We start from the raw sequence: 16893 nt of genomic DNA on the forward strand, positions 1-16893 counted from the left end.
GATATTTTAAAGATGAAAGAACCTATTATCGTAAAAAAAGAAGCTTTCCAAGCAATCGGCGTTTCGGTTACGACGACTAATGAAAAAGAAGCATCTACTGAAGGAAAAATTCCCGAGCTCTGGAACCGATACTTTCAAGAACAAATGATGCATCACATCCCAAATCAACAAACGAAAGAAACACTCGCTTTCTACTCCAACTACGAATCAGATGAAACTGGTACATATACATTTACAATCGGTATGCCCGTTTCTTCACTAAAAGAAGTTCCTGAAAATATGACAACTTTAACAATACCCGCCGCTACGTATGCGGTATTTACAACGAGAAAGGGACCAGTTGCTGAAGTCGTTTGCGAAGCTTGGGAATATATTTGGAAATGGTCGAAAGAAAATAAACGTGCTTTTACAACAGACTTTGAGCTTTATGATGAAAAAGCAACAGATCCAACCAACGTACAATTGGATATTTATATTGCATTAGCCTGAACGACAAAAAAGAAGATACCATTTGGTATCTTCTTTTTTGTCGTTAAATAGCCACTGTGCAAATTCATTATTATTGTCTACAATGAGAAAGTGCAGTATAGAAATATTAGAAACTGTATAAAGTGAAACTATAATCAGCGAGGGACATCTCTCATTGAGTATTAGCCCTCACCAATCGGGCGTTTACTGTTTTTTTAGTTTAAATTTGTCACATAGAAAGGAAGCAATATGGAGGAACTACAACAAAATAAAACTGCTTTAGAAGGAAGCGGAAAACCGTTATTAAAAAATACGAATTTCCTTTTTCTTTGGGCAGCTACTCTTTTTTCAAGCTTTGCTTTAGCCTTTTTTACTTTTTCACAAACGTGGTACATAGCAAAAACATTAAACCTTGAAGCTTCACTCGGTGTTGTTTTCGTAGCTCTTAGTGTTCCAAGGCTTATTTTTATGATTATCGGCGGCGCTGTAGCTGATAAATTCCCGAAAAAAAACATTATGTTTTACTCCAATATTATTCGAACGATTCTTGTTGCAACCATTCTCACATGGTTTATCGTTGGTGATGTAACACTATATACATTTGCTTTATTCGCTTTATTCTTTGGACTTGCCGATGCTTTCTTCTGGTCAGCAGATGGATCTATCTTACCGGAATTGGTAGAAAAAAGCCGGTTAACACAAGCGAATTCACTTACACAAATGACGAACCAAGCATCGGTCATCTTAGGCCCTGTACTTGGCGGAATTCTTATCAAATTCACAAACTACGAGACAATATTTTCTATTACAATTTTATTACTGATTGTCGCGGCCATACTCGTTCAAAAAATACAATTTACGATGCCAGAACTAAAAGATACGGATAAAGGTATGTTCACTTCCATTAAAGAAGGAATCTTATATGTAAAGGAATCACCATTCCTTTCAACTTTCCTTATTTGTAGCGCCTTTTTAAACTTATTTTTGATCGGCCCGATGCAAGTTGGTTTCCCGCTTTTTGTTAAAAACGTGCTGCATGGTGATTCACTCCAGTTTAGTTACTTAGAAGCATCTGTAGGCGGCGGAATGGCAATCGGTGCTGTCATTGTCGGTTTAAGAAATATTAATCGTAGGCGCGGTCTTTTTTGTATTATCATGATGCTATTGTCTGGTGTATTCTTCTTAGCCATCAACTTTAGCACCGTACTTTGGCAAGCACTATTAGCCGGCATGTTTTATGGTATTACAATTGCAATGGCTATCGTTCCGCTTATGGCGATGATTCAATCGACAGTAAAAGAGGAAATGATGGGACGCGTAATGAGCTTACTTATGCTATCATCAATGGGCTTTATCCCGCTCTCTTATGCATTCACATCAATCGCACTTGCACTGGGAATTCCAATCGTAACCGTTATGAAAAGCGGTGCAATTGCTGTTATCGTCTTCGTACTATTTGTAGCGATTCGTGTTCCAGTTGTAAGAAAGTTCGACTAGCTACTTGGAGTCATGTATTATACGCATGGCTCCTTTTTAAATGGATCAAATAACGCTATCCCCTTACTTCTTCTCAGTGCTGCTCCCCATTCTAATCCAACCTCTAAAAATAAATCTCGCACTGTACTATATAAAAGTGCCTTCACATTTTTACGGATTTCCCCGTATTTATAAGCTCTCACGACACTCTTCACTCGCCAAATGAAATTTCCATACACTTCTTCATCAGCTAATATTTGCTCTAGTAAAACACCTTGCTCTAGCAATCCGCTCTTTTTATATGCAAGTTCTACCTTACTCCAAAATATATTAATCTTCTTCGGATTACTCGTCATCGGCAGAAGTGCGTATATAAAAGGCTTCGGTATATCATGACGGCAATACGTCTCATCAAGCTCGTACGTTATTTTTCTTTTCTCTTTTATTTGTGGAATGTTTTTAGAAAGAATTGTTTCCCTCTCGTTTTTTTGTTCCTTTCCGCTACAGCCAGCTGCATAATCCTCACTTTTACAAGCGGACATTTTCATACGGTCATCCATGCGGTCAATTGCAGATATAAGAAAAATATATAAATTCGCACTATACCCGCCGCGCTTATGTCTTTCTTTTGTTGCAACACGCTTTATAATTCCTAGTCCCTCTAACTTTGCAATTGAACGGCGTACTGTACGAATACTCTTTCCAACATTCTTCGCAATCGTCTCCATTAACGGACAGGCGACTCCTACTGTTTTTTGTTTCTCATTCACCGCATACTTTCCTAAAAAATGAATAATGATAGAATCAGTTTTATTCAATTGAAATCGGTAGCACTTCAAAACTTGTTTTTGATATGTATTAAACTCTTCTTTACTTCGAAATTCACTATATGGTTTCATTAAATTATATAAGCTTCCCATTTATATCACCTCATTTATAAGTAAGAGGCAGGAAGAGAATTTGGCGTGGAATTTAATATTTTTTTAATGGAGATGAAAATATGATCGTAATTAGCGCTTGTTTAGGTGGTATCGCTTGTCGATATGACGGAAATGACAATCTCGTTTCAAAAATAGAGGAGCTTCTGCAAAAAGAAGATACCGTCCTCATTTGTCCTGAAGTATTAGGGGGACTACCAACGCCTCGTCCTTCCGCTGAAATTATTGGCGGGAATGGCGACGACGTTTTGGACGGAAAAGCGAAAGTGATCACAAAAGATGGTGAAGATGTCACAGAAGCTTTCGTAAATGGCGCTTATAAAGCATTAGAACAAATTAAAAATTTACAACCAGAATATATTATTTTAAAGGAACGTAGTCCATCTTGTGGTAGTTCTACGATTTATACTGGAGAATTTAACGGTAATAAGCAAACTGGTTACGGGGTAACTACTGCTTTATTTAAAAGATACGGATTTAAAGTCTTTTCAGAAGAAGAATTTGAAAGCAAAAAAAGGAATTGACCCTGTTCGTCAATTCCTTTTCTATCTGTCTTATTTCACGCCTAATTTTTCTTTCACTTTCGCTGGAAGCTCGTCTTTCTTCACTTCTTCCCAAGCTGTTACACCTTTTTTATCTGAGTTGTATACGCGTAGGAATGCTTCTTTACGAAGGTTTTTTTGTGCTGTGAATTCCAATTCTTTTTCTTTACCGTCTTTATCAAAGCCAGTCAGCTTATATTCATAATCTTTAAATTTCTGCCCATCACTAGCTTTACTATCAAATTCTTTTCCATCTACTGTAATTTGAACATAATACTCATCTTTACCCATACGGTTTAAATCACAACCAACTAACAGACTTGCAAATACAACTAAAATACTAAATAGTGCAATGTATCTTTTCATTTCCTTCACCTCATATGTTTTTCTTATATTCTTATCTTAAAGCGCAGAGCTTAAAGAAGAAATTCAAAAACATGACATGAACATTACACTTTTGTAAGATAATAATTATTTCTTCACTTTAGAAATCGTCATTCCATCACCAATTGGAACGAGTACAGATTCTAAATGCAAGTCGTTTTCTATTATTTCATTAAACTTCTTCATAACTTCTGTATAACGTTTTTGTTTCGCACACTCATCACCTACACTACCGCCAATAACGTCTTTCACGCCAATTTCGCCACTTATCACGTAATTTCCTTATACCGTTTATTACGCCCTCAATTATAATCTCTATTACAAGATATCTCACTAAACTAATAATAGGTTTAATTACGTATCTCCCTATGAATTCAAGAATATCCTCCATCATATTTTCCTCCTTCTTTCAAAAGGAAGCTGCTACTACGCGTCCTCTTACGTTCAGTTACAACCGCTGTCCTACTGCGATATATACCAACAAGAATAATACGACAACAACATCCACAATAACGCTATTGAATTTGGAAGAAACTTCGGTAAATACTGATACTATAGTTAACATGGCTAATAAAAACACTTTCCATCTATATTCGGGTATGCTCCCAAAAACTTTATAAAATCAACGAAAACTTTACTACAACTCTTCCCGTAACTAATTTATTATCGTGGTAAACCGTCTTCCACTACATCCGTAACAGTTCCATTCGGTTCAAAGATTACACGTAATGATCCTTCTCCACCATAACCAGTATAGTCATATACTGAATAAGATTTATATTTCTCAATCACATGTGGCTGTCCAATTGCAGCTTTTACTTGATTCGCAGGCATACCTTTTTTGATTTTCAAATAGTGATTGTAACTTACTGCTGCCGAATTGTTATTTACATCTTTATACCACGGTACACGATCGTTTTTTTCTTCATATTCCTTTACAGGCTCTTCAATACGTTTCGTAGATACCCGATTCTCTTTATCTTTCTCTTTATCTTTCTCTTTATCTTTCTCTGTATCTTTCTCTGTATCCTTTATAGCAGTACGTTCAATATTCACAACGTAACCATATGTATTTAATTCAACCATAATTTCATATGTACCATCCGTATCTTTTTCAGTATAAAATACGCGTTTTTCATTGTTATTATAATGTTTTATGTTCTCACCACCGTAGTCAATCGTATTAAGAATATCCGTATACATCATACCTTCCTCAATCTTTTTAGATTCATCATGAGAAATGTAACGCTTCTGTGATGATGGAGCGTCCTCATTTTTAATACTTTCACGTTTACTCGTAGTCATAGGTGTTTTCTTCTGTTCTTTTAGTACGTCACCTTCCGCCTTCGCTGGTTGCTTTACTCCTACTTTTGTTAATACGTCTGTATCGCTAGAACAAGCTCCCAAAATCGATACTGTAGTCAACGCCATCCCTACTATAAGTACTCTCTTAAATGACTTCACTCTAATCCCCCCGGTATTTTTTAATATTTAGTAATCAACGTATTTTAATTAATACGGAACTATTCAGTTCTATACAATTTGCTATAGCCTTCTCCCTCATGCACCTTTTTTATATAAAGTGAAACTTTAATCAGCCCTCACCAATCGGGCTTTTATGGAATAAATCTACCTATTAGTCATAACCGATGCAGCTACAGCTAATCCAAACATGGTCACCAATCATCTTCGTTACAAATATTAACATTAAATATAACTAATAAATAGTATATTTCTCCTATTCATTTACATTTCTGTTGCATAATCTTATCTTAAAACGAACAATATGAAACTCGATTAATCATATATCCCATATATAATAACATTTAAATTAAATTCTAAAGTAACTTTACATGCATTTTCTGTTTTAACGCCAAAATAAAAGACCTTCCTAACGATTTTATTCTATCGCTAAAAAGGTCTTTCCTATTTTGGCTAAAAACTTAGCACTCTTCTGGCTTACCAGCATTCGTCGCTGTACGGAAAGATGATCCAAATCTGCATGATGCGATTGTGTATAGATAATCAATCTTGAATTATGCGTTCAATTTAAAGCAGTTTAAAAAATAATAATTCCTTATTCAATTAACATATGCATTAGTTTAACAACCTAATGCTGCTGTACCAACTGATAGTTTAGTTTTCAATATGTGAAAAGGGATTTCTAAATGATGAATTGAATATATATTTATTGTTTACTCGTTTTTGAGAGGTTCCTTTATGGGAGATAAGCTTTACTATATTCCTGTACTTCGCACAGTTCTATAATAACTAATAGTGATGCTGTGACGTGATTTTCTATTAGTGAGATAAAGTATTTTTCAATTCATTTATTATAAATTGCAACTCTCGTCCTCCAGAATTATTTCTTTTGGGTGAAAGTTTTTTTATGATATAAGTTTCATTCTGTCATAATTTAAAGGTTTCGAGAGGAGAAATGATATGAACCCTATTTTATTAGATGTTCCGTTACAAATAGAAACAGACAGACTCATTCTTCGAGCACCACTTCAAGCAGGTGAAGGGAATGTAGTCCATGAAGCTATTAAAGATTCAATTCGTGAATTAAAGCCATGGTTGTCTTTATTCCAGTCCATTCCTACTGTTGAAGAAACGGAAATTCTCCTGAGAAATGCGCATATAGATTTTTTGAAAAGAGAAAGCTTTCGCTATCTTATCTATCATAAAGAGACGAATGATTTTGTTGGAACAGCTAGCCTTCATCGAATTGATTGGAAGGTTTCTAAATGTGAAATTGGATACTGGATTAACACGCAATTTAGTGGCAGTGGATATATGACAGAAACAGTAAGTGCGTTAACAAACCTTGGATTTCAGTTATTCAAATTTAGAAGGATTGAAATACGATGTGAATGTAATAACACGAAAAGTCGTGCACTCCCTGAAAAACTAGGCTTTGAACTTGAAGGGATATTACGTAATGAAGATTTTTCAGCTGACGGCAAACAACTAACTGATACATGCATCTATGCAAAGATAAAGCGAAACTTTAATTAGCCCGTACCAATCAGGATTTTACGGCAAAAGAAAAGACCTCCTTAACGATTTTATTTCATCGCTAAAAAGGTCTTTCTCTATTTCTGCTAAAAACTTAGCACTCTTCTGGCTTACCAGCATTCGTCGCTGTACGGAAAGATGATCCGCATCCGCATGATGCGATTGCGTTTGGATTGTCGATTGTGAATCCGCCGCCAAGCATCGATTGTTTATAATCAATTTTTACTCCTTTAACAATTGGAGCACTTTCTGTATCGATAACAAATTCAACACCGAAAAACTCAAGAACTGTGTCGTCTTCTTTTGGTTCTACTTCAAATCCTAAGCCGTAAGAAAGGCCAGTACATCCGCCGCCGTGTACAGCAAGGCGCACGTACTTCTCTCCATCTTCAGCATCTTTTAACATATCTTTAATTTGAAAAGCTGCTTGTTCTGTTACTTCAATCATGAAATACACCATCCTTTCTGTTCTCATTCTATTATACATCTTTACGCTTCTATCTTGTACTCATACACTCCGCGGCAAATTACTTCCGCAGGCCCTTTCATCAACACGTTTCCTTCTTCAGTCCACGCAATCATTAAATCGCCGCCAGCTAAATGGACTGTAATTTCCTTACCACGTTCCATCTTTCCATTTAAAATAGCAGCGACAACTGCAGCGCACGCTCCTGTTCCGCAAGCTTGCGTTACACCAGATCCACGTTCCCAAACGCGGAAATTCATCTCTGCATCATTCAAAATCTCGATGAATTCAACATTTACTCGCTCTGGGAACATTTCATGTGTCTCCAGGACTGGACCAAGTGTTGTAAGAGGTGCTTGCTCTACATCATCAACAAAAATAACCGCATGCGGATTACCCATTGAAACAGCTGTAAATGCATGGCGATGATTATTGTATAAGAAGTTTTCACGAATAAATGGTGTTTCACCTTCACCAAGCATCGGTATTTCTGCACGTGTTAAACGCGGTGCTCCCATATCGATTTTCGCTAATGTAACTTTCCCTTCTTCTACCGTTACTTCCGCTGTTACAATACCAGCTAACGTTTCAATTGTGAAAACTGTTTCTTCTACTAGTTTATGCTCATACGCATATTTCGCTACGCATCGTAAACCGTTACCACAACTCTTTCCTTCTGAACCATCATTATTAAACATGCGCATTTTCACCGGAGCTACGTCAGATGGACAAATTAGAATCATCCCATCTGCTCCAATACCAGTATTAATATTTGAAACCTTTTCCGCCACAAGAACTAAATCTTCTTCAGGAATTTGTTCTTCAAACATATTTACATATATATAACTATTGCCAAGACCATGCATTTTTGTAAAAGAAAATTGGCTCATTTATATTCACTCCAAAAATAATTTGTTATTTTAAGTATAGAATGCATGCTTTTAGAACACAATATGAATGTCCCCCGTTTCTCATATTTGACAACGTTTGGCGATGAGCCACTCTTACACACATTGTGTAAGAAAAAAGCCCTTCTAAAAAGGGCCTTTTTTTATTTATCTATAGTATTAAACTACCCTACGAAATAACATTTTATCTAATGAAAAAGGTGCTGCTGATTGCAACACCTTAAAACATTGGATTTTCATCCAAATAATCATATACATTATTGACCAGTTCTTCTACTGTAGCACCTTGTACAACTTCACCATTTACAAGTGCAAACGGTCCTTCAAAACAAATGCCACAATATCCTAAACAACCATACTCCATTACATCTAAATTCGGATCTTTTTCTAATTTCTCTAAAGCTGCTTGTGAACCACTTGCAAGGTTACCTACACAAAATTCAATTAATGGTTTAATCAAAATTCTCCCCCCTGTACTACAAAACAAATTACCTTCTGACTTCATCTATAAGAAGAAAACTAAGCTGTCTCTTGTTGTTTTCGTTATACATCCTAAACTATTTAGTTACTTCACTATTTCACTTCAAAGTAGATGGTTTTATTTTATATAACATGCTACTTGCAATAAAATAGTAACTAAAAAGGCAAAACAGTTTACTTTACTTTTCTTCTTATTGTACAACAGAGTATTCATTCATGCATTGTTATTTGTTCACAAATTCGATATAATTTGATTGAGTAAAGTCAAAATATTTTATTAATATAAAATTTTATGATTAGGGGATATTTCAACAGAAAAGGGGTAATCCATCATGAAACACCTCGTAATACTAGGTGGCGGCTACGGTGGAATGAGAATTCTACAAAGGCTACTTCCAAGCAACCAACTTCCAGATGATGTACAAGTGACATTAATCGACAAAGTACCATATCATTGCTTCAAAACTGAATATTATGCATTAGTTGCGGGTACTATTTCAGAAACACATATTCGTATACCGTTTCCCGAGCACCCACGCCTCAATATTCAATACGGCACAATAACAAATATTGATCTCGAAGAAAAAGCTGTTCATCTCGATGGCGGCGAAGCGATCCAATATGATGATTTAATTATCGGTCTTGGCTGTGAGGATAAATATCATAACGTTCCTGGGGCGAAAGAATATACACATAGCCTACAATCGATTGAACAAACACGTAAGACATATGAACAATTAAATAGTCTAGAACCAAATGCAACAGTAGCTGTCGTTGGCGCTGGCTTAAGTGGTGTGGAAGTTGCCAGTGAACTTCGCGAAAGCCGTTCTGATTTAAAAATCTATTTATTTGATCGAAAAGATAGAATTTTATTCCCGTATCCAGAGAAATTAAGTAGATACGTAGAAGAATGGTTCGTAAAACATAAAGTTACTATTATAAGAAACTCTAACATTACAAAAGTGGAACCAAATATTGTGTATAACCACGATGAACCACTTGAATGTGATGCAATCGTCTGGACAGCTGGTATTCAAGCAAATGAAGTTGTTCGAAACCTTCCAGTTGAACAAGATGGTAGCGGACGGGTTGTCTTAACTAAATATCATAATATTCCAAATAACGAGCACGTGTATGTTGTAGGAGATTGCGCAGCACTTCCACACGCTCCATCTGCCCAACTTGCTGAAGGTCAAGGAGAGCAAATTGTCCAAATATTATTAAAACGTTGGAACAATGAACCACTTCCTGACGAACTACCTGTAATCAAATTAAAAGGTGTTCTCGGCTCTCTTGGTAAGAAGCATGGCTTCGGTTTACTTGCAAACCAACCATTAATGGGACGTGTACCAAGATTATTAAAATCCGGTCTACTTTGGATGTACAAATATCATAAGGGTTAATATCTTACAGGCTGTCTACTATGTAGACAGCCTCTTTGCATCAGTTTTTAAAAATTATCAGACACATCTTTCTCAATATGTATAATGATTTATTTTTCATTTTCATATTAAAAACTATTGATAAACAGTGTATGCTATTTGTAAGTTGTCTTATTATTTCCTTTAAGACCGAATTCATTCGGTCTTATTTTTTATGTGATAAATACTTTTGTAGGAGGCATTACATTCAACTTATGAACTTATCGAAACTAAACAATCGAATAGAAGCGAAAAAGAAAGAGTTAATCTATCTCGTTGAACGATACGGATTAACTCATAATAAAGTGATTTCTTTCAGCCAAGAATTAGATCGTTTACTTAACTTATTAATAAAACTCAAGATGAAGAAAAAACGTTGCTCTTTATAACCCTTATCCTCCCTTTTTTGATACGATATAAATAGAATCAGAAAGGAGCGATTTATGTTTATATTAAAAGACGTTATATATAAAGATATCCTACACATTCCTTATTTACAGATTCAAAATGAAAAAATCACTTGCATTATCGGTGAAAGTGGAAGTGGAAAAAGCACATTGCTTCGCATGTTAAACGATTTACAATCTCCAACATCCGGTACAATTGAATATAACGGAAAGTTAATTTCTGATTATCCGCCTATTCAATTACGTCGTGACGTAGTTATGCTTGGGCAAACTCCACCTATTTTTGATGGAACCGTTAAAGAAAACCTATTAACGGGACTTCGTCTTTCTGAAAAAACATTTCCAAATGATGATGCCCTGCGGAGTGCATTACAAACCGTTAGCTTAGACAAGCAATTAGAAGATAGCGCCTCCTCATTATCCGGCGGTGAAAAACAAAGACTTGCCTTTGCTCGTATTGTACTTATGGATCCGCCTGTCTATTTATTAGATGAACCCACTTCAGCACTAGACAATGATACAGAACGCCGCGTTATGAAACAATTTACTGAACTAGCACGAAAAAAGAAAAAAACAGTTATCTTCATCACACACTCGCAACAACTTCCAAAAGAAATTGCAGACGACATTATTGAAATTAGTAAAACAAACGGTGCAACTAGAAAGGAAGTGCTCTCTATTGAAGGGCGTTATTGAACTCCAAATTTGGCAACTGGCGGCTGCCTATATTTTTATCCTTATCTTAATTGGACTTGTAAAATTAAAAGGAATACCTCGTGAAAAACAAATCGCGCTCGCAACATTCCGTATGACGATTCAGCTCGTACTTGTTGCATATGTCCTTACATACGTATTTGAAAACAGTAATCCATTTTATACAATTGCTCTCATTACTTCTATTACTACCTTTGCAATTTTTAATATTTATAAACGAGTTAATATCCCAATGTCTAAAGAATTAAAACGAGTAGCCGCCCTTTCCATGGTCGCTGGATCAATTGGGCCACTTCTACTATTTATCTTTGTTATTATCGGTCATGACCCTTGGTATGCTCCGCAATATATCGTCCCTATTACGGGAATGTTAGTCGGTAATGCCATGACTGGTGTTTCTCTCGGCGCAAATACGTTCTTAAACAATATGAAATCGCAAAGAGGTCAAATTGAAGGTGCACTTATGCTCGGCGCAACACCGAAAGAAGCAGCTGCTCCGCTCATTCGAGACGCTTTTGATTCTGCTATTTTACCAACAATTAATTCTATGGTCGGAATGGGAATTATAAGCTTACCAGGCATGATGACTGGTCAAATATTATCCGGTGTATCACCATTCACAGCCATTCAATATCAAATCGCTATCATACTCGGTATTTCAGGAAGTACCGCTTTCGCTGTCATTATCTTTTTACAGCTTGGATATAAAACGTTCTTTAATAAGCGATGTCAGTTGAAAGAGGTTGACTATGATGCGAAGTGAATCGTAACTTTCGCTCAGTAAATGATGCCCTGTTCTCGGTGAGTGAAATTATATCAACGATTTTTTCAATATATCTATCATAACTTGCAATATATCAACGATTTTTCAAATATATCTATCATAACTTAGAATATATCAACGATTTTGCACGAAATATCGATTTACCGACAAAAAGTGACATAATAAAAAGAGGAGGCTATTCGCCCCCTCTTTTTATTGTCTTACGCCTTCTTAACGAACTGTGATTTTAACTTCATAGCTCCGAAACCGTCGATTTTACAATCGATATCGTGATCGCCATCAACTAGACGGATACTCTTTACTTTCGTACCGATCTTCACAACTGAAGAAGTTCCTTTTACTTTTAAATCTTTAATAACAGTAACAGCGTCGCCATCTTGAAGAACGTTTCCGTTCGCATCTTTTACAACTTTTGCACCATCATTATTTTCAGCTTCTGCGTCTTGGCCCCACTCATGAGCACATTCTGGACATACGAAAAGAACGCCATCCTCATACGTATATTCTGAATTACATTTTGGACAATTTGGTAAAGTAGCCATAAATTCATTTCCTCCGTTCATTATTTATACGTAAAAATCAAAATTGATGTTTACATCTCGATAAATAAAATTTGTATAGCATTTCTTTATAGTGCCATAGTCTCACGTTATTGACAACCCTACCTCAAATTCTCATTTTTTATTGTATTTTACAAAATTTCAATTCGTATGCCTTTTTTCCATTTGCTCTTCTACTAATTTTAAAAATCTTCGTTGTGCATTTTTATTTTTTACCAGCAATCGAACTCTCAGCTTACTTTGTAAATATGAGCGAACTTTGTAGTTCGTAATAAATAACTTTCGATACTTCTCGTCTTCATACATCATTCAAAACCACTCATACTGCTGCAAGTAAAGTATGTTAGCATCAATCTTTTTCGTGTGTAAACCCGTACTTAAACTAATAGATCCTATTAGAGCTTCTATTAATGCTGAAATCATTTCTCTCTCCCCTAATAAACAAAAGAAGAATCTTCACAAGATTCTTCTTTTCAAAATGAACGAGTTCCCTCTAGAAACCCCAATTATTTTCTTCAATATAAATTTGATATTCTTCTACTTCTTCTTCACTTAACTTCTTATTATTTTCATATACCTCTTGCCACTCGAAATAATCTTCATCGAAATAAACAGCAAATTTAATTTTCACATTTTTCTTCTCTGTATAATCATAACCAGTAAACTCTACTACGTCATACTCTTTTTCTTTCTTCACAAACTTCCAAGTTGGATTATCAGTCATAATCTCTAAAGTAACCCCTTCATCACTTGAACGAACAACGTTTTTAATATTCGGCTCAGTTGGTAAAAAGGACAGCCCTAACGCAGCTAAACCAAACACAATCCCGACTATAATCTGTAAACCAATCATACCAGCTACACTAACGCCGCCCTTTGATTGTAAGAAATACGCCTTCTCATGATCAGACGCATCTTCTCCCTTACGAAAAACACGAACAGCATGCTTATAATATAAACGGTTTCCTTGCCATCCAGTAAATATCATCATTCCTAATTGAAGAGCTAAACTAAATGTTACATAAATCCCATCTGGAATATCTATAAAAGGGGGTATAACTATACTAGGTATAGCCAATAACGCAAATATAATAAATAACTTATACATTTTACGATAAGCTAACCAAAAGGTTGGGAAGAAAAAGGCTACCCAATTCCATGTATTCCCTTGCGCAGGATTTTCTACTTTACCCCACTTAAAATCATAATAAGCTGTATTTTTTTGAACAACTTTATGTAATTCTTGCTGAGAAATTGTTTCTTGTAAAACAGTGTCCTTCACGTACATCATCCTTTATTTTGTACATATANNTATATGTACAAAATAAAGGAATCTAACAAAAAGTACACATATTTCATAAAAATGAACGGAAATCGAATATATTCCGACAATTATCTGTTTCTTATTTCATTTTACTTTTAAATATATTAGAATACTTATGAATGATACGTTTAATACACTAAGTTAATCATTTTGTATATTTGATAATAAAAATGTTTCACATGAAACTATTTATATTTTGTATTACCTTGCCTCTACACAATGAGTGTAAAACCCTTTCTACTTACTACAAAATACGAAAGACGCCCTTTTCAAAAAGGCGTCTTTTTATAGTTGAAAATTCAATAATAAATAAAACGAATTATTTAATAAATGAATCCCAATTGGAACGAGTAAATTCTTCGTTTTCTTATATGTGTATGCTAAACATATACCCATACCAAAAATATATAAAAGACTACCCACTGTAAGGGGATGGCCTAAAGTAAATATAAAAGCACTTATAACGATACTAGTAAGTGTAGAAAAACGCTGAGATAATTTCTTAAAAAGTATCCCTCGAAATAAAAGCTCTTCCCAAATCGGTGCAAAAACGGTGAGTACAACTACGTATAAAATGATTTCACTTTTAGTAGGCTCTATTACTATATTAGATTCGTCCACCCCAAGCCCATGTGGTAGAACTAAATTTAATATTGCAAGATATATAAGCATTACAATCGCTGTCATTACTATCGTTACATAGTATTTAAAATTATTGAATTGTAATGATTTTATTAAATGTAAGCAGCAATTTCTTGCCGGTGCATACATTTAATAAAATCATACAAAACGTGAAAGGTGGAATAAGATAATCTACATACCATGGGTATAAGGAAGAATCATATAAAAGGTTCAAAAAACCAATTCCATGCATGACCCCAAAAATAATTAATAGAATGCTAATTACTTGGCGCATACTCATTTGTTCATTCTTTTCTTCATATGTAGCTAATTCTATATTCATCCTATCCCCTCCAGTATAATTAAACTTTTTAAACCATTATATACCAAATTCAACATAAAAAAAGACAATACACCCCACTGTATTGTCCATTTTCGTCCCTACCATTTCTCTCTACACGTCTCAATTAAATGCAGTAAGTACCTCTTCGTCATATCTGCCCTTCTCCACCTTGAGAGCATTCGCTTTTCTTTTGGATTGTGCCGTATTCGCTCTACTTCTTTTAATAAAAGCTCCCATTCTTCCGCTGAACTTTCTAACAAGTATTGCAATCCTCTATCTTTTGAAACGATTGTTTTATAATCTAGTGTATATAAAATACGTCCCATCGTAACGACAGCTGATTCTATCCAATCTTCTATAAAAAATAAATATGGCTTCTTCGCCTTTTCACTCCAGTACTGTTCTACGTTATATTTCATCGTATTTACTACATCATTCCATTGTATTTGCAACGGAAGATCTTCTGCTTCTTTTCCGGTAACTGTAATGCCTTGATTTTTCAACGTCCACCATGTGACCGCATTAATGTCCCAATGACCAACATTAGCTTTACCATCTGCACAATACACATACTCGTTTATTTCATCATTGTATTTCCCTAAATCAACAAGCGGAATATACATACCATCCATTCTTTTACCTAGTGTATTATCACTAAGCTTCTTATGTAGTTCCACAATCTGCTGTTTTTCAGCTTCATTCACGGAATCATTTATCACTGTAACAAAATCAACATCACTCGTTTCCTTATGAAATGCACCTAGTGCGATGGATCCGTAAATATATACCCCGACTATTTTTTCATCTAAAAAAATTTCTTTTAATTCTACTGTGTACCGCTCCATTAACTGTTGTACTTCCGTTGGTAACGCATGCTTCACTCCATTTTTCACATCTATCCCTCCAATAAAAAAAGCCTTTGCAAATTCGCAAAGACTTCTTGTTTTATAAATATTTCTCGATTTCTTCGTAAACATCCTTCAAGCGAGGATTTCCTTCTCCAACAATTTCTCCATTTATAAGAACGACCGGATAAAATAAATCTTCTTCCACTACGCGCTCAGCGAATGCTTTCTTATCTTCATCTTCTTGTTCTTCTTGAAAATCAATATACTCGAAATTAAATTTATTTTCTTGTCCTTCATATTTACGACCAATTGCCGCTTGTAACCATTCAAACGTTTCTGTTGAAGATGGCATTCCGACGCAGCTCGCACAAATTACTTTCGTCCCATACACTTGCACATTAACCATTTCTTCTCCCCCACTTCTTGTTCCAACAGTATATTCAGATGTCTTATTACATAAGCACATCATTTTACAAACTTATTCCATACCCCTATACTGAAAAAACATGATACAATATTTCGACAATAAAACAAGAAGAGAAAAAATAGATTTTCCCCTCTATCTTGATTATAATAAAACTGATGAAAGGAGTCGATAAAAATGGAAAACCCACATATGCAAGAACAAGTATTAGAAGTATTAGATAAATTACGTCCATTCTTACTTCGCGATGGCGGAGACGTTGAATTAGTAGACATTGAAGAAGGTATCGTAAAACTACGCCTTATGGGTGCATGCGGAAGCTGCCCAAGTTCTACAATCACACTAAAAGCTGGTATCGAGCGCGCGTTACTTGAAGAAGTACCAGGCGTTATCGAAGTAGAACAAGTATTTTAATCTAAAAGCGGAAGCGGCTCGTTCAGAACAGGAGGTCATTGGAGCTCCTGACGAAGAGGCGCTTTTTGCCTCACAGGAAGGCGCGAAATGGCCGACTGTTCTAGCCGTTGGAGCTGGATAATTAAAAGCAGAAGCGGCTCGTTCAAAATGTAAGGAGGATGGAGCTTCTGACATAGAGGCGCTTTTTGCCTCGGCGGAAGAAGCGAAGCCACCGAACATTTTAGCCGCTGGAGCTGGATAATTAAAAGCGGAAGCGGCTCGTTCAGAATCGCCTTCTAAAAGGAGACCAAATTTGGTCTCCTTTTTTTATTCAAATCACATTTATCCGTTAACATCATAAAACAAAATTGGAA

The 16893-nt window shown here is 35.4% G+C and carries 20 protein-coding genes and 3 pseudogenes; 9 read left to right on the forward strand and 14 right to left on the reverse strand.

Going from position 1 to position 16893, the window contains the following annotated elements; all coding sequences use genetic code 11:
• Positions 1-12: 12 nt before the first annotated feature.
• Together CN409_RS19025 and CN409_RS19030 are read left to right on the forward strand one after the other, a co-directional pair.
• Entirely contained in the window at positions 13-489 is a 477-nt protein-coding gene (locus CN409_RS19025) for a GyrI-like domain-containing protein (protein WP_000662574.1), read from the forward strand.
• Between the two features lie 228 nt (positions 490-717).
• Complete coding sequence (locus CN409_RS19030) at positions 718-1965, forward strand: MFS transporter (RefSeq protein WP_097981378.1); 1248 nt, start codon at positions 718-720, stop codon at positions 1963-1965.
• 17 nt (positions 1966-1982) lie between these two features.
• Here CN409_RS19030 and CN409_RS19035 read toward each other — a convergent pair whose 3' ends face one another.
• On the reverse strand, positions 1983-2864 hold the full coding sequence (locus CN409_RS19035) for a helix-turn-helix domain-containing protein (protein WP_000535257.1): 882 nt from the start codon (positions 2862-2864) through the stop codon (positions 1983-1985).
• Between the two features lie 80 nt (positions 2865-2944).
• On the opposite strand from CN409_RS19035, the gene CN409_RS19040 reads away from it, so the two are divergent.
• Entirely contained in the window at positions 2945-3406 is a 462-nt protein-coding gene (locus CN409_RS19040; RefSeq protein ID WP_097981379.1) for a 2-thiouracil desulfurase family protein, read from the forward strand.
• A gap of 30 nt (positions 3407-3436) precedes the next feature.
• Here CN409_RS19040 and CN409_RS19045 read toward each other — a convergent pair whose 3' ends face one another.
• From CN409_RS19045 to CN409_RS19060, 4 genes and pseudogenes are all read right to left on the reverse strand, one after another.
• A complete protein-coding gene (locus tag CN409_RS19045) occupies positions 3437-3790 on the reverse strand; it encodes a YxeA family protein (protein ID WP_000833144.1) in 354 nt (117 codons plus the stop codon).
• A 105-nt stretch (positions 3791-3895) separates the two neighbouring features.
• Positions 3896-4081: an O-methyltransferase gene (locus CN409_RS19050; protein ID WP_002083726.1), complete on the reverse strand. Its 186-nt coding sequence runs from the start codon at positions 4079-4081 to the stop codon at positions 3896-3898.
• A gap of 390 nt (positions 4082-4471) precedes the next feature.
• Positions 4472-5272, reverse strand: a complete 801-nt coding sequence (locus CN409_RS19055) for a hypothetical protein (protein ID WP_097981381.1) — start codon at positions 5270-5272, stop codon at positions 4472-4474.
• 479 nt (positions 5273-5751) lie between these two features.
• A pseudogene (locus CN409_RS19060) lies at positions 5752-5829 on the reverse strand (hypothetical protein); the annotation flags it as partial.
• Positions 5830-6250: 421 nt separating this feature from the next.
• Between CN409_RS19060 and CN409_RS19065 the strand changes: the two are divergent.
• Positions 6251-6826: a GNAT family N-acetyltransferase gene (locus tag CN409_RS19065; protein ID WP_097981382.1), complete on the forward strand. Its 576-nt coding sequence runs from the start codon at positions 6251-6253 to the stop codon at positions 6824-6826.
• Between the two features lie 94 nt (positions 6827-6920).
• Here CN409_RS19065 and CN409_RS19070 read toward each other — a convergent pair whose 3' ends face one another.
• From CN409_RS19070 to CN409_RS19080, 3 genes are all read right to left on the reverse strand, one after another.
• Positions 6921-7274 carry a HesB/IscA family protein gene (locus tag CN409_RS19070; RefSeq protein ID WP_000573830.1) on the reverse strand — a complete coding sequence of 118 codons (354 nt, stop codon included), beginning with the start codon at positions 7272-7274 and terminating at the stop codon, positions 6921-6923.
• 41 nt (positions 7275-7315) lie between these two features.
• A complete protein-coding gene (gene dapF, locus CN409_RS19075) occupies positions 7316-8182 on the reverse strand; it encodes a diaminopimelate epimerase (RefSeq protein ID WP_097981384.1) in 867 nt (288 codons plus the stop codon).
• A gap of 238 nt (positions 8183-8420) precedes the next feature.
• On the reverse strand, positions 8421-8660 hold the full coding sequence (locus CN409_RS19080; protein WP_000595025.1) for a YuzB family protein: 240 nt from the start codon (positions 8658-8660) through the stop codon (positions 8421-8423).
• Between the two features lie 352 nt (positions 8661-9012).
• Here CN409_RS19080 and CN409_RS19085 point away from each other — a divergent pair, with 352 nt between their 5' ends.
• The 4 genes from CN409_RS19085 to CN409_RS19100 all read left to right on the forward strand — a co-directional run bounded on the left by CN409_RS19085 (position 9013) and on the right by CN409_RS19100 (position 11985).
• Complete coding sequence (locus tag CN409_RS19085) at positions 9013-10083, forward strand: NAD(P)/FAD-dependent oxidoreductase (protein ID WP_000682067.1); 1071 nt, start codon at positions 9013-9015, stop codon at positions 10081-10083.
• 233 nt (positions 10084-10316) lie between these two features.
• Positions 10317-10490 carry an aspartyl-phosphate phosphatase Spo0E family protein gene (locus CN409_RS31480; RefSeq protein WP_001054092.1) on the forward strand — a complete coding sequence of 58 codons (174 nt, stop codon included), beginning with the start codon at positions 10317-10319 and terminating at the stop codon, positions 10488-10490.
• A 54-nt stretch (positions 10491-10544) separates the two neighbouring features.
• The gene (locus CN409_RS19095; protein ID WP_097981385.1) at positions 10545-11204 is read left to right on the forward strand and encodes an ABC transporter ATP-binding protein; all 660 of its coding nucleotides are present in this window, start codon (positions 10545-10547) and stop codon (positions 11202-11204) included.
• A complete protein-coding gene (locus CN409_RS19100; RefSeq protein WP_000679259.1) occupies positions 11188-11985 on the forward strand; it encodes an ABC transporter permease in 798 nt (265 codons plus the stop codon). Before CN409_RS19095 ends, CN409_RS19100 begins: the two co-directional genes overlap by 17 nt.
• 221 nt (positions 11986-12206) lie before the next feature.
• On the opposite strand, the gene phnA is transcribed toward CN409_RS19100, so the two are convergent.
• The 6 genes and pseudogenes from phnA to CN409_RS19125 all read right to left on the reverse strand — a co-directional run bounded on the left by phnA (position 12207) and on the right by CN409_RS19125 (position 16108).
• The gene (gene phnA, locus CN409_RS19105; protein ID WP_000212735.1) at positions 12207-12548 is read right to left on the reverse strand and encodes an alkylphosphonate utilization operon protein PhnA; all 342 of its coding nucleotides are present in this window, start codon (positions 12546-12548) and stop codon (positions 12207-12209) included.
• A gap of 159 nt (positions 12549-12707) precedes the next feature.
• Positions 12708-12989 (reverse strand): annotated as a pseudogene (locus CN409_RS32685) (hypothetical protein).
• 70 nt (positions 12990-13059) lie between these two features.
• Positions 13060-13857, reverse strand: coding sequence for a DUF2628 domain-containing protein (locus tag CN409_RS19110; protein ID WP_003280627.1), 798 nt, complete (start codon positions 13855-13857; stop codon positions 13060-13062).
• Between the two features lie 318 nt (positions 13858-14175).
• Positions 14176-14854, reverse strand: a pseudogene (locus CN409_RS19115) (CPBP family intramembrane glutamic endopeptidase).
• A 98-nt stretch (positions 14855-14952) separates the two neighbouring features.
• Positions 14953-15747 carry a nucleotidyltransferase domain-containing protein gene (locus tag CN409_RS19120; protein WP_003310048.1) on the reverse strand — a complete coding sequence of 265 codons (795 nt, stop codon included), beginning with the start codon at positions 15745-15747 and terminating at the stop codon, positions 14953-14955.
• 52 nt (positions 15748-15799) lie between these two features.
• Positions 15800-16108 (reverse strand): YuzD family protein, encoded by a 309-nt coding sequence (locus CN409_RS19125; RefSeq protein WP_000248589.1) that lies wholly within the window; start codon positions 16106-16108, stop codon positions 15800-15802.
• A gap of 195 nt (positions 16109-16303) precedes the next feature.
• Between CN409_RS19125 and CN409_RS19130 the strand changes: the two genes are divergently transcribed.
• Positions 16304-16540, forward strand: coding sequence for a NifU family protein (locus CN409_RS19130; RefSeq protein ID WP_000431159.1), 237 nt, complete (start codon positions 16304-16306; stop codon positions 16538-16540).
• Positions 16541-16893 lie beyond the last annotated feature (353 nt).

Source organism: Bacillus sp. AFS012607, from assembly GCF_002558005.1.
Classification (GTDB): Bacteria; Bacillota; Bacilli; order Bacillales; family Bacillaceae_G; genus Bacillus_A; species Bacillus_A thuringiensis_S.

Bases quoted from the DNA above. Each gene is read 5' to 3' on its own strand.
- CN409_RS31480 (WP_001054092.1), top strand. From the start codon at position 10,317: ATGAACTTATCGAAACTAAACAATCGAATAGAAGCGAAAAAGAAAGAG.
- CN409_RS19040 (WP_097981379.1), top strand. From the start codon at position 2,945: ATGATCGTAATTAGCGCTTGTTTAGGTGGTATCGCTTGTCGATATGAC.
- CN409_RS19065 (WP_097981382.1), top strand. From the start codon at position 6,251: ATGAACCCTATTTTATTAGATGTTCCGTTACAAATAGAAACAGACAGA.
- CN409_RS19110 (WP_003280627.1), bottom strand. From the start codon at position 13,857: ATGATGTACGTGAAGGACACTGTTTTACAAGAAACAATTTCTCAGCAA.
- CN409_RS19095 (WP_097981385.1), top strand. From the start codon at position 10,545: ATGTTTATATTAAAAGACGTTATATATAAAGATATCCTACACATTCCT.
- CN409_RS19035 (WP_000535257.1), bottom strand. From the start codon at position 2,864: ATGGGAAGCTTATATAATTTAATGAAACCATATAGTGAATTTCGAAGT.
- dapF (WP_097981384.1), bottom strand. From the start codon at position 8,182: ATGAGCCAATTTTCTTTTACAAAAATGCATGGTCTTGGCAATAGTTAT.
- CN409_RS19045 (WP_000833144.1), bottom strand. From the start codon at position 3,790: ATGAAAAGATACATTGCACTATTTAGTATTTTAGTTGTATTTGCAAGT.
- CN409_RS19070 (WP_000573830.1), bottom strand. From the start codon at position 7,274: ATGATTGAAGTAACAGAACAAGCAGCTTTTCAAATTAAAGATATGTTA.
- CN409_RS19130 (WP_000431159.1), top strand. From the start codon at position 16,304: ATGGAAAACCCACATATGCAAGAACAAGTATTAGAAGTATTAGATAAA.
- CN409_RS19025 (WP_000662574.1), top strand. From the start codon at position 13: ATGAAAGAACCTATTATCGTAAAAAAAGAAGCTTTCCAAGCAATCGGC.
- phnA (WP_000212735.1), bottom strand. From the start codon at position 12,548: ATGGCTACTTTACCAAATTGTCCAAAATGTAATTCAGAATATACGTAT.
- CN409_RS19125 (WP_000248589.1), bottom strand. From the start codon at position 16,108: ATGGTTAATGTGCAAGTGTATGGGACGAAAGTAATTTGTGCGAGCTGC.
- CN409_RS19085 (WP_000682067.1), top strand. From the start codon at position 9,013: ATGAAACACCTCGTAATACTAGGTGGCGGCTACGGTGGAATGAGAATT.
- CN409_RS19030 (WP_097981378.1), top strand. From the start codon at position 718: ATGGAGGAACTACAACAAAATAAAACTGCTTTAGAAGGAAGCGGAAAA.